Genomic DNA, 12,535 nt, shown 5'->3' with positions numbered 1-12,535 from the left:
ACTGATTGGAAAAATACGAGTTGTGATCGAACACATCAATAGTCAATTGAAAACATTTAGAATATTAAGTGAACGCTATCGAAATAGACGGAAAAGATTCGGTTTACGCATTAACTTAATTGCTGCACTGGTAAACCGAATAAACTTGCAATAACCACTTTCGCAAGAGGTCTAGTATAGAGTTAGAAATCGCTGTGCTGATAGAGATGCGACATGCGCTGCTGTTTAGTCATTAAATACTGCTGATTAAACCGATTTAATCCTACTGTCAGTGCCACACGTTCAACCACATTAATATCTAGGGCCTGTAATGCTGCAATTTTAAGTGGATTATTCGTCACTAATTTCACCTGATGAACTTGTAAATGTTCCAGCATGATTTTACACATCTCATAACGCCGTGCATCGGCAGGAAGATTAAGCATGAGGTTCGCATCTACTGTATCATGGCCTTGGTCTTGTAAAGCATAAGCACGAATTTTATTAGTTAAGCCGATACCTCGTCCTTCTTGACGCAAATATAAAATTAAGCCTCTACCTGCATCTGAAATCATTTGCATTGTGTTTTGCAACTGTGAACCACAATCACATTTTAAAGAGCCAAAGGCATCTCCAGTTAAACATTCTGAATGAATACGAAGCAATACGGGTTTATTTTCTATCGTATGACTGTTTAAGCCTTTACTCAGCGCAATATGTTCTTCGCCTGTTTTTGGATCTTGAAAGGCATGAATATCAAAATTACCAAAAACTGTAGGAAGTTTTGCTTGAGAAATGAATTGTATCGCCATGTTCTATCCACCAAGAGTACAAATAAAACGCACAGATAGCACGTTAAATAAAGCTTTGTGAGAATAGAAAAAAATTGGTGAAATTTGTGTGAATTTAACTGCTCAGATTAAGCAAAAAATCAGTAAAAAAGATGGCTTTTTTTCTATCACATGACATATAGCCAACAGCAGCTTACCTGATTTCGACATTTATAAGACAAAGTAAACTTATCCATAAGCTAATCTAAGCATTGTAACACTTCATTCAAACCCGGGTTTTAAATCAACTGCACTGTACAGCTAGAATCTCGTACAACGACTAAGATTTAAACCGTATAAGGAGTAACAACATGGTTGATAATAAAAAATTAACAGCAGAAGTTGATCATTCTACGCAGATAGACCCATCTAAAATTCCACCAGCTCGCCCAGATTTAAACTCCCCACCCACTGATCACCAGCATGTACCCGATATGAACCAAGGTACAGCGAAAACGCCTAACACCCATGAAGATACAGCTAAAGAAGATGTTGCGGCCACGAGTGCAGGTGTACTCGGTGGGGCTGCTGTAGGTGCAGCATTTGGCGTAGCTGGTGGGCCGCCTGGAGCTGTCGTCGGTGGCATTATTGGTGGTGTAGTTGGAGGTATTGCTGGGCATGATATTGCTCAGCCTGACCAACATCATCCAGAGGATGAATACTGGCGTGAGCACTATCAACATACCAGTTATTATCAATCAGATCGAGATTTAGATTATGTAAGGGATTATGCACCTGCCTATCGACTTGGCTATGATCATCAGCTACAAGATGAAAGCAAAGATTTTAGTTCGGTAGAAACAGAATTAGAAGCGAAGTGGCAACAATTTAAAGGCGAGTCGCGTTTATCTTGGCAAGAAGCAAAACTTGCCGTTCAAGATGCTTGGCAACGTATTAAGCGTTAAAACTACCACAGTAAAAAATCTCCCTATCGGGAGATTTTTTATGCAAAAACTGCTTATTTTAAACTATTCATCAAATACAGCTGAGCATTATGCGCAGACTGCCCCTCTAGAACAGGGACTTTCTCCCATGTTCCATCTGCATTCAGTTGCCAAGCATTTTGGTTATCTTTCAGATAATTGATCAGACCATCTTTTAAAATACGTTGTTTAATTTTAGCATCCAAAATCGGGAAACAGGTTTCCACACGCGAAAATAGATTACGCCCCATCCAGTCTGCACTGGCACAATATAAGCGCTCTTTACCCCCATGATGGAAGTAATACACTCGGGTATGTTCTAAGAAACGCCCTACGATTGAGCGTACTGTAATATTGTCAGATAACTCTTTCACCTGTGGAATCAAACAACAAATCGAACGAGTAATTAAATCGATCTTAACCCCTGCCTGCGATGCCTCATATAAGGCTGCAATCAATTCAGGCTCAGTCAATGCATTGACCTTAATAATGATATGACCTTGTTGACCTTGCTTGCTATATTCGATTTCCTGATGAATCAGTTTGATTAATTCACTATGCAAAGTAAATGGCGCATGCAGCAGACATTGTAGTTTTGCCATTTTACCCATGCCGGTCAGCTCTTGGAACATTCGATGCACATCTTCACAGATTTCGACATGCGTGGTCATTAAGCCATAATCGGTATACATTTTGGCATTACCTGCGTGATAATTGCCTGTTCCTAAATGTACGTAGCGGCATAACTCATTATTTTCACGCCGTACAATCAAAATCATTTTCGCATGGGTTTTATAGCCCACAATGCCATACACGACCACTGCCCCAGCTTCTTGTAGGATATTGGCAACCATAATATTTGATTCTTCATCAAAACGAGCACGTAATTCGATCACCGCAGTGACCTCTTTACCATTTCGTGCTGCTTCGGCCAGCACTTGTACAATCTCAGACTCTGGACCACTTCTGTATAGCGTTTGTTTAATCGCTAGTACATTCGGATCCTTAGCCGCTTCCTTGAGCATCTGAATCACAGGTTGAAATGAATCAAACGGATGGTGCAATAACACATCTTGGCGCTTCAGCGTTTCAAAGATATTATTCTGTTTTCTGAGTGCTTTAGGTATAGTCGGATTAAAGACTGAATATTTCAGCTCAGGTCGTTCAAAACTGGTCGACATGCGACTTAAATTAATCGGCCCATTAATTCTATACAGTTGACGTGTTTCGAGATTAAACTCATTTAATAAATAATGAATAATATGTTGTGGGCAATCATCTTCAATTTCTAAGCGTACCGCACGTCCAAAACGGCGAGAAGACAATTCATCTTTTAAGGCTACAGCCAAATCATCGACATCTTCTGCCAGGACTAAATCAGCATTACGTGTCACACGAAACGCATAACATCCTGTGGCTTTCATGCCAGGGAAAACCTGATCAATGTGCTGTTGAATGATCGCGGTTAAAAAAATCTGCTCTTGGTCATTGCCTGCAACTTCTTTAGGCAAGGCAATCAAGCGCGGTAAAGAACGCGGTGCTGGCACGACGGCCAATTCAATCGAACGGCCAAACGCGTCTTTACCTTCTAAACTCACGATAAAGTTAAGACTTTTATTGACTAAACGTGGAAAAGGATGCGCAGGATCAAGGCTGATTGGGGTTAATACAGGTTGTACTTGACGACTAAAATATTCTTGAATCCAAGCTTTATGTTTTTCAAGGATATCTTGATATTGAATGTAACGAATACCTTGGCTTTGTAACTGTGGCAAAATCGTGTGGTTTAAAACATGATATTGCTGTTGAACCGCCTGATGAATATTGGTAGATAAATCCTCGAGCACAGCCTCTGTAGGAATGGCGTCAGGTGTACGCGTTGTCGCATTTAAGTCCAGTTGTTTCATTAAACCCGCAACTCGGATTTCAAAGAACTCATCTAAATTACGCGAAAATATAATCAAAAAATTTAAACGTTCAAGTAAAGGTAAAGATGGATCCAATGCCTGAGCTAAAACTCGATGATTAAATTCGAATAAAGATTGTTCACGATTGAAATAGGTTGCAGATGTATGTTGAAAATTTTTCATAATGAACATGCTGTCTCAAACAGTCTGGTTGTGTCGCCTCTGTAATCGGCATACTAGGTTTTAAATATGACAATTAAGTTACAAGATGATGCAAAAACACTCAGCCACTAACAAAGAGACATGATATTAAATTTTTGATTTTTATTATTTTTTATATACAATTCTACATTTTTACTACTTCTTAGAGCATTGAGGACAGATAGTTTAGCTGTACGAACACCTTGATTCTCAATCGTTTTTATCTCACTAGAAAATGCATGAATTTTAGAATCATTTTAAAACGTGAGTACTTTTGCGACTTCACATCTAACATATTCATAGTGCTACATCATCTTAAAAATAATTTTTATCATATTGATTCAAAAAGCTATATCTACTCGTAGATATAGCTCATTTGTTACTGAAAAAATATTGGTCAGATGAGCAAATTCAACCCTATGGCTTTTCTCCGCGATTTAAACGCACTTCAATCGCATCAATAACTTTAGGTAAATCTGCAATCGTATCAATCACATAATGGGCGCCACTGTTTTGCATCGTGGTATAGGCTTTGGCTTTAAGCTGTTGTTGTTGCTCAGGTGGGCAGTTTTGCCATTCTTCATATGACATACCTACTTCATTGCCACTGATTGCCAGTGCGACTGTCCAGCATCCTGCATTGAGCCCTTCATGGATACCAACCACAGTATCATCTACTTTAACCACCGTCTTAATCTCAGAGCTACCTAACTGCATCAGGTTTTTCCATAACATATCAGGATAAGGACGTCCACGACTCACATCGGATGCAGTCACAATACAATCTGGCTTATAGCCTTGTTGTTCGGCGTGATGAATCAGCTCAGTCATCATCATACGGGCATAACCCGTGTTACTGCCGATTTTAATTTGACGGCGACGTAAATCTTGAAAGGTTTCTATAGCTCCTGGAATCAAATCAGCACATTGTGGAATGGCTTGCAATTGATAAGGAATAAAGTCTTGATATAAGCGGTCAATATCTGTCTCAGTAGCAGCTTTACCATGCACCTTGTGCCATGTTGCGGCAATACGGGGCATTTGAAGTAAAGCAGCAATATGATCACGCTTTTCTAAGCCCATTGGCGCACGCGCTTCACTGACCTCAATTTCTACTCCTTGATCAGAAAACAGGCTTTGAAAAGCCAAAATAGGAGCGCGTGAACCAAAGTCTACGGTCGTACCTGCCCAATCAAAAACAATCGCTTGTATAGGTGATGCATGCATATGTTGTTCTCTTTATAATGAAAGTGTTGTGTTGTTAATTAAATAGCTTATGCCTTAGCGAAGGTATGATATTGAGCAACTGCCTGAAGTAAATGCTCAATGTCTTGCACATGCACTTCACCAATATTGCCGATGCGAAAGCAGGCTAACTCACTGATTTTCCCAGGGTAAATAACGAAACCCTTGTTTTTAAGGTGCAGGTAGAACGCTTCAAAACTAAATTTGCTGTCTTGTGGATACAAAAAAGTGGTAATAATAGGTGATTGATATGCGTTTTGTGCAATCACACATTCAAATCCTAAAGCTTGCATACCCTTAGCCAGCGTTTGCTGATTGGTTAGATAACGCTGATAACGTGCACTAATACCACCTTCTTGTTCTAGTTCTAGTAAAGCATGATGAAAAGCATGTACCACATGAGTCGGGGAGGTAAAACGCCATTTTCCTGGCTGTTGCTCCATCGTCGACCATTGATCATATAAATCTAAACTCACAGATCGTGCTTGACCTTGACACTGCTCCAATTGCTCACGTTTAGCAATCACAAAACCAAATCCCGGTACCCCTTGAATGCATTTATTGGCACTTGAAATTAAAAAATCGATATCCCATGTGTCAATATCAAAAGGTACACCACCAAATGAACTCATGGCATCTACAATCCACACTTTATTTTTAGCTTTCACTAAAGCCCCAATTTCTCGAATCGGATTAAGTAAGCCAGTCGTTGTTTCACAATGCACACAAGCGACATGCGTAATCTGGGGATCACAGAGCATTGTAGCAATGTCATTTAAATCAGGGAGTTGTGTCTCGGCATATGCCAGCTCAACAACATTGAGTTTTAAGCATTTTGCCATATGTAGCATACGTGCCCCATAAGCACCATTATGAATAATCAAAATTTTGCCATGTTGTGGAATGCATGTTCCAAGTACTGCTTCCACAGAAAAACTGCCACTACCTTGCATTAACACCGCTGTATAGTCGTGTACTTGTGCAGTTGCAAGATGAACTAAACGCTGGCGAATATCCTCGACCAAAAGATTATATTCTTGATCCCATGTACACCAATCGCGTTGCATTGCACGACGCACACCTATTGATGTTGATAATGGTCCTGGGGTCAGTAGTAGGTAAGGATTATCGATCTCAAATTGAGCATTCATATTAATTTTTCCCAAACTCGGATATTTAAACTTAAAAAATGTGTTGATTTAGTTGCTGCTTGATCCAACCTGGACCTGTGGTCATGCCTTTGCCTGCAATGGCATTCGCGATATAAATATTTGGTTCAACTTCTGCGAAAAAGGCCGGTTGTTCAGGATGAGATAAATACTGCCCTTGCCAACGTTTTAGTAAAGGTGGTAAGTCAAAGCCCAATTGTCGTTGACAATACTGTTGAATAAATTGATTAATCTGCTCATGTTGTTCAAATAAAGTGGGTTCTGATAAAGCAGTATATTCATGGCTATCCCCAACAATAATTTGTCCAAGGTGATTTTGTTTAAGCAAAACATGAATGCCATAATGGGTGACCAGTTCATCTTGAGGCATAGCTAAAAGGGCTGAGTAACTCGGACAAATTGCAAAGCCTGGATAACGTGCAATCGACAGACCTGAGTAAATCGTAGTATCAAGTTGCCCCCTAAAAGGCTGAGTAATCGCCATATTTAAATGGCAGCGTTGGACACCTAAATGTTGTAAAAACTGCGGATAAAGGATTTCTGTACTTGCGCCATTACAGATCAATAACTTTTGTGCTGAGAAACATTCGCCAGTTGCCAATTCAAGATAAGTCATGCCTTGAGCTGCAGAAGTTTTAACAACACAAGCATTTGGGTAGATTTCAACCCCGATCTGCTTGGCGTACTGGGTGAGCTGCAAGGCGATTTGATCTGGCTCAACACTATATTCACCCGTTAAAACTAATCCACTGTGTAATCCAGAATCTGCATTTAAATAAGCATAGCGTTGCAATACTTGGCTTTTATTCAGATATTCGGCTTGAATAGCATAGTCCGCTGCAGCTTGTGCAAATTCATTTAGTACCTGTGCCTGCAACGTATTGGTCGCCAAATACAGTCCTGTGCGTCCCTGAAAGGAAATCTGCATCTGTTTTTGGATATTGCGATAAAAGCTAATACTTTGTTGTGCATAGCTGTTCCAGCAATCCTCTGGATGACTAAGCGTCGCACTGCCCAATATGCCAAAATTACGCCGTGTAGCCCCCATCGCGATGGGATCTTTTTCAAACAACTGTACTGTTAAACCGTGTTGTTTGGCTTGAATCGCAGCAGCAAGGCCCAGAATCCCCCCGCCGACAATATTTAAATCGGTTATCATTGTTTATCTTCTTGATTAAATTTACTATTTTTAAGGATGTTACGAATCAGCTACGTTCACGCCAACGCTGGCTATGCTTAAAATATTTTTGGCTCATCGCCCAATGCAACAATTTGACTAAGCATGAGGTCAGTAAAATCACAACACTCAATGCCACAGCAGATACCGTATCGCCTGCGTCATCCATATTCAAAATATCCACTGCAGCTAAACTAGTTTCAGGTGAATATAAGAAAATTGCAGCAGAAACGGTCGTCATTGCATTAACAAACAAATACACCCACACGTCGCCTAAAGTAGGCAACATGATTGGAAGATAAACTTTGGATAACAGCTTAAAACGCGATGCTGTTAAAGTTTGTGCCGCTTGATCGAGCTGCTGAGGAATCTGCTGCATACTTTGGGTTAAGCTTAAATGTGGTACAGTGTAATAATGTATTAAAGTCGAGATGATCAATAACGTCATGCTGCCATATAGCATTGCCAAGGGATTCGCAGGATGATTAAAGAATAAAATATACGCGATACCTAATACTAAACCCGGAATTGCTAAAGGCAATAAGGTCAGTATCTGTACATAGTGTTTTAATTGGGGATGACTATTTAAACGTTCAATCGCCCAGACTGTACTAAAGATCAGCACAGTGCCGAGCATACTGGTCCAAAATGCCAACTTTAAAGAATTCCAATAGCTATGCCAGCCACCGGTGACATACTCAAAACGATAATGATTGAGCGTGAGTGATAAATCATACGGCCAATAACGAATTAAAGAAGCCAAAATCGCGGTGACTAGAACCAGTAAGATACTGCCTGCGACCAAACTACAAAAACCAAATAGCACTCGATCTAACCGGCGATGCTCAAAACAATATGGTTCTGCAATTTGCTGTTGACGTAGGTGATGGCGACTGGCTTGGTAGCGATCAATCACAAACGCTAATAATGCAGGACATAGCAGTAAAATTGAAATCACTGCTCCCATATTTAAATTTTGTTGTCCAATAATTTGCTTGTACACGTCCAGTGCCATCATATTAAATGAGCCACCGATGACTTTAGGAATACCAAAGTCAGTGATTACATAGGTAAACGCAACTAAACTTGCACTAATAAAACCATATTGAATCGCTGGGCGTGTCACATGCCAATGGATTTGCATAGGACTTTTACCTAATGTTTGCGCAGCTTCAATCAAACGGCGGTCTACCTGCCTAAATGCTCCTAACATTAAAATAAAGACCGCTGGAAACAACCAAAAACAATAACTAATTAAAATGCCCAGTGGCCCATAAATACTGATCTCGCCTAAAAGTTGTTTGAATATGCCTTGTTGACCAAATAGATAAACCAAAGCTAGAGCAGGCAAAATTGAAGGTGCTAAAATCGGCAAGAAAGCAATTGCTTTAAAATATGCCTTACCTGGCATATGGGTATTGCTGAGAGCAAAAGCATACAATCCAGCAATGGGAATAGTGATCATAATGGCCAAAATAGCAATCCATAATGAATTTCCAATCGAGGACATTAACGCAGGGTTGGCAAAATAACTGCTGAAATTGGCCCATCCTATAAATTGAGCGTCTACATCAAAAAAAGCACTGCGTAACAATAGGATTAATGGAATCAACAAACACAACGTGAATAAACTGGCGATGCTGCCTAACAATAAATTCGCACCTAAGGAAGAGTGCCTCCGTCTGTAGGTTATATTTTTGAGCAATGCAGCGGCTGTATTGGAATTTAGCATCGTACACGCCCCTGCTGATCAAACAGATAAATATGTGCTGCATCGACACATAGCCACATCTCTTGGTTCAAGCTTAGGAGAGTATGATGGTCAGTATCGACAGTTAACTCGATCATCGCACCATCAAGCTGCGACACATGACACAATACCCGTTTCTTTGCCCCCAAAAACTCAACATGGCTCGCCCGTACTTAAATCATCAAACCTTGCTGCTGCTGAGGTGGATCTAGGATTAAACAGGCATTTTCCGGTCGAAAACCAATTTCAAACCATTCATCTTTTTCAAGACGATGTGTACGCTGTACCTCTGTGGCAGAATGAATGAGTTGTAACTGCTGATTGCCTGTAACACGGCCAGCTAAAAAGTTCATATTGCCAATAAATGCAGCCACGAAGCGGGTTTGCGGCGCATAATAAATATTATGCGGGGTATCAAGTTGTTCGATTTTTCCTGCATACATCACCGCAATACGATCCGAAACACTTAATGCTTCTTCTTGATCATGCGTGACTAAAATAGTGGCGATATTCAGTTGGCGCTGAATCAAACGAATGTTTTGTCGTAGTTTAACTCGAACGACGGCATCGAGCGCAGATAGCGGCTCATCGAGAAGCAATATATCGGGCTGGATGGCCAAAGCACGTGCTAATGCTACACGTTGCTGTTGCCCACCCGACAATTGATAGGGATAACGCGCAGCAATGTCTGGTAATTCGATTAAATCCAGTAACTCAGCAATGCGGTCTACTTTAGCCTGCTTACTATATTGCTTAGGGTGAAGTCCAAATGCAATATTCTCAGCAATGCTTAAATTTGGAAAAAGTGCATAGTTTTGAAACACCACGCCACACTGGCGTTTGGCTGGTTTTAAACGGGTAATGTCCTGCCCTTTTTTAATAATTTTCCCATAATCCGGTTGCTCAAGCCCCGCAATAATGCGCAGTAAGGTGGTTTTCCCACAACCCGATGGACCTAAAAAACTAATCAGCTCACCTGCCCTTAAATCTAAATTAATATGCTCAAGCACTTGCTTATTTGGATATGCTTTTTGAATATCTACAATCTCAAGCACTCGCTGGTGTTGCTGCTGTGAATAGCTTCTAAGCGATCTCGCAAGCGTGCGATGATCTGAATTTGCCTGCTGTAAAGCGGATGGAATGTTCATTGTCTTATCTTTTAAATTAATGTTCAAATTGTGCTGACCAGCGTTTTAAAATCGCGTCGCGTTGTTGGGCTGCCCAATCAAAGTGATGCGGAATCAGTTTTTGTTCTAAATCGAGTGGCATACCCTTATGCTCAGGCTTAATTTTTTGATGTGCGACCAAGGCAAAATTCTGTGCATAGGCTTGGTTAGCGGCTTCACTGACCGTCCAATCAATAAATTTTTGTGCATTGGCAAGATGCTTGGTACCTTTGAGAATCGCTGATGCTTCCATTTCCCAGCCTAAACCTTCTTGAGGGTGAATCAGGGCTAAAGGTGCGCCTTGGGCTTTAAGTTTAAGTCCAGGATAGCCAAATAAAATACCGATCACGGTTTCGCCTTGCGCAGCCATTTTGCAGGGCTTTGAACCCGAATGGACGTATTGGGAAATATTACGATCTAAAGCTTGCATATACTGCCAAGCTTTAACTTCACCAAACAGTTGAATCCATGCTGTGACGTCTAAGTAACCTGTACCACTCGATGCAGGATTAGGCATCACAATCAAACCTTGATAATACGGTTGGGTTAGATCTTGCCACGATTGTGGAATAGGCAAATTACGTTTTTTTAATTCAACGGTATTCACACATAAAGCCGATTCCCAAGCTGCCATGCCAGTCCACGTAGGTGTACTTTTCTGACTATAAAAATTTGTTTTTAATGCTGTTAGATTTTTGGGGCGATAAGGGTGCAATAAATCATCTTGCTCCATCACTAATAAGCTCGTTAATGCTAAACCCATCACCACATCTGCTTGCGGATTATTTTTTTCTGCCAAAAGCTTTGCAGTAATAATACCTGTTGAATCACGTACCCATTTAATTTTTAGTTCGGGATGCGCTTTTTTGAGGGCCCATTGATAGCGCTTGAGCTGATCAGTCTCTACAGCAGTATATACGGTCAGTTCTTCTTGGTCTTGATTGATTGTATGGGTCGTACAGCCTGAAATCAGCAGGGTACTCAGCATTAGTAAACTACTTATTAATAATGTTTTTTTATCTCTAATCTTAGTCAGACGCATCGCACATTCCCAACGAATGTTATTCTGTTATGCGTCTTATTTAAGCAATAGTTTGTGACAGTTTAATTAATCTGGTTTAAACCAGATTAATTCGCTTCAAAGTGTAAATCTAAAATGTCATGCAACCAGTATTCTTGGTTAACGTCCGTGATGATGCCAGATTGATCACGATTGGTTCGAGAAATATATAATCCCATACTACCGACATTCACATGCAGCATTTTGGCGTGTTGTTCCGCTAAAGCTGCTGGATATAAGTGAATGTGTGCACGGGTTAAATGTCGATCATAATGCTCTGCCATCAACTGCGTCATCGATTGACTTAAATCATACTTGAACAAATCAGGAAAAAGATGGGCTTTAATACGTAGGTGCTCAACCATCACTGGGCGCGCATTAATACTTCTCTTACGCCATACCGAATAAATCTCTTCACTCACCTCAATATCTAGATGCTGAGCATCCCATGTTGTAGCAACTAGACGTTGACTCGAAAGCAGCACAGTACTTGGTACAGCACCTTGTTCTGTGACATATTGATTAAAACTTTTGGTGGATTGCGGGTTATAGATAATACGAGGTGAGCGTACAAACCAACCACGACGATCTAAGCGATAGATTAGCCCTTCCATTTCTAACATTAATAAGGCTTCGCGGACAGCAACACGGGTAGTATTTAAGCTTTCAGAGAGTACACGTTCTGATGGCAATTTTTGATGACTTTGTAATTGGCCTGATTCAATTTGATGAGCAAGCGCATCACGAATGGGCATGTATTTAGGAACACGCTGCATGGGTGCAATGGAGTCAGACATACATAATCTGTAATTAAAATAAACAAGATCATAGCAAAATATTTTAACCTTAAAATGAATTTTAGATGTATTGGTTCAAACTTGATCGTACACTGTTCCTTAAAATGTAGTCAAACATGGTCAAGGACTAATTCGCACTCTGTTAATGTCTTGTTTCCAAGCGTGTAACTAGAGCCTAAGTCGGTCAGTTCCGACTTGTAGCGGTCAGTCCGTTCTTGCAATATGCACTTTACAGTTTTGTAAGGCGTATAACGACTTATCTCATTGTCATTTAATCTTGCAAGCACGTTTCTCGCAGCATTCCAATCAGCTTGAATAACCTCCCCATTAA

At 40.5% G+C, this 12,535-nt stretch carries 9 protein-coding genes and 3 pseudogenes; 2 read left to right on the top strand and 10 right to left on the bottom strand.

Annotation, left to right across the window (positions count from 1 at the left end; genetic code table 11):
- A pseudogene (locus CYK47_RS14240) lies at positions 1-154 on the top strand (IS5-like element ISAba27 family transposase); the annotation flags it as partial.
- Positions 155-182: 28 nt separating this feature from the next.
- Here CYK47_RS14240 and ribA read toward each other — a convergent pair.
- The gene (gene ribA / locus CYK47_RS14235) at positions 183-791 is read right to left on the bottom strand and encodes a GTP cyclohydrolase II (protein ID WP_122902462.1); all 609 of its coding nucleotides are present in this window, start codon (positions 789-791) and stop codon (positions 183-185) included.
- A 329-nt stretch (positions 792-1,120) separates the two neighbouring features.
- On the opposite strand from ribA, the gene CYK47_RS14230 reads away from it, so the two are divergent.
- Positions 1,121-1,714, top strand: a complete 594-nt coding sequence (locus tag CYK47_RS14230; RefSeq protein WP_122902461.1) for a hypothetical protein — start codon at positions 1,121-1,123, stop codon at positions 1,712-1,714.
- A 53-nt stretch (positions 1,715-1,767) separates the two neighbouring features.
- Here CYK47_RS14230 and ppk1 read toward each other — a convergent pair whose 3' ends face one another.
- The 9 genes and pseudogenes from ppk1 to CYK47_RS15660 all read right to left on the bottom strand — a co-directional run.
- On the bottom strand, positions 1,768-3,822 hold the full coding sequence (ppk1, locus tag CYK47_RS14225; RefSeq protein WP_122902460.1) for a polyphosphate kinase 1: 2,055 nt from the start codon (positions 3,820-3,822) through the stop codon (positions 1,768-1,770).
- Between the two features lie 435 nt (positions 3,823-4,257).
- Positions 4,258-5,067 (bottom strand): phosphonoacetaldehyde hydrolase, encoded by an 810-nt coding sequence (gene phnX, locus CYK47_RS14220; protein ID WP_122902459.1) that lies wholly within the window; start codon positions 5,065-5,067, stop codon positions 4,258-4,260.
- Positions 5,068-5,114: 47 nt separating this feature from the next.
- Positions 5,115-6,236, bottom strand: a complete 1,122-nt coding sequence (phnW, locus tag CYK47_RS14215; protein ID WP_122902458.1) for a 2-aminoethylphosphonate--pyruvate transaminase — start codon at positions 6,234-6,236, stop codon at positions 5,115-5,117.
- A gap of 31 nt (positions 6,237-6,267) precedes the next feature.
- Positions 6,268-7,413, bottom strand: a complete 1,146-nt coding sequence (locus CYK47_RS14210) for an FAD-dependent oxidoreductase (RefSeq protein ID WP_122902457.1) — start codon at positions 7,411-7,413, stop codon at positions 6,268-6,270.
- A gap of 46 nt (positions 7,414-7,459) precedes the next feature.
- A complete protein-coding gene (locus CYK47_RS14205; RefSeq protein ID WP_122902456.1) occupies positions 7,460-9,163 on the bottom strand; it encodes a putative 2-aminoethylphosphonate ABC transporter permease subunit in 1,704 nt (567 codons plus the stop codon).
- A pseudogene (locus CYK47_RS14200) lies at positions 9,157-10,329 on the bottom strand (ABC transporter ATP-binding protein). The gene CYK47_RS14205 and the pseudogene CYK47_RS14200 overlap by 7 nt, the downstream one beginning before the upstream one ends.
- A gap of 16 nt (positions 10,330-10,345) precedes the next feature.
- Entirely contained in the window at positions 10,346-11,335 is a 990-nt protein-coding gene (locus tag CYK47_RS14195) for a putative 2-aminoethylphosphonate ABC transporter substrate-binding protein (protein ID WP_252150297.1), read from the bottom strand.
- 140 nt (positions 11,336-11,475) lie between these two features.
- Positions 11,476-12,204: a UTRA domain-containing protein gene (locus tag CYK47_RS14190; protein WP_122902453.1), complete on the bottom strand. Its 729-nt coding sequence runs from the start codon at positions 12,202-12,204 to the stop codon at positions 11,476-11,478.
- 110 nt (positions 12,205-12,314) lie between these two features.
- Positions 12,315-12,535: pseudogene (locus tag CYK47_RS15660) on the bottom strand (RNA-guided endonuclease TnpB family protein); the annotation flags it as partial.

The organism is Acinetobacter sp. B51(2017) (assembly GCF_003711395.1).
Lineage (GTDB): Bacteria > Pseudomonadota > Gammaproteobacteria > Pseudomonadales > Moraxellaceae > Acinetobacter.
Note: the sequence above shows the minus strand (reverse complement) of the source record. Positions and strands in the feature narration are given on the sequence as shown.

Coding starts and splice junctions, on each gene's coding strand:
- ribA (WP_122902462.1), bottom strand. CDS start 791: ATGGCGATACAATTCATTTCTCAAGCAAAACTTCCTACAGTTTTTGGT.
- CYK47_RS14230 (WP_122902461.1), top strand. CDS start 1,121: ATGGTTGATAATAAAAAATTAACAGCAGAAGTTGATCATTCTACGCAG.
- ppk1 (WP_122902460.1), bottom strand. CDS start 3,822: ATGAAAAATTTTCAACATACATCTGCAACCTATTTCAATCGTGAACAA.
- phnX (WP_122902459.1), bottom strand. CDS start 5,067: ATGCATGCATCACCTATACAAGCGATTGTTTTTGATTGGGCAGGTACG.
- phnW (WP_122902458.1), bottom strand. CDS start 6,236: ATGAATGCTCAATTTGAGATCGATAATCCTTACCTACTACTGACCCCA.
- CYK47_RS14210 (WP_122902457.1), bottom strand. CDS start 7,413: ATGATAACCGATTTAAATATTGTCGGCGGGGGGATTCTGGGCCTTGCT.
- CYK47_RS14205 (WP_122902456.1), bottom strand. CDS start 9,163: ATGCTAAATTCCAATACAGCCGCTGCATTGCTCAAAAATATAACCTAC.
- CYK47_RS14195 (WP_252150297.1), bottom strand. CDS start 11,335: ATGCTGAGTACCCTGCTGATTTCAGGCTGTACGACCCATACAATCAAT.
- CYK47_RS14190 (WP_122902453.1), bottom strand. CDS start 12,204: ATGTCTGACTCCATTGCACCCATGCAGCGTGTTCCTAAATACATGCCC.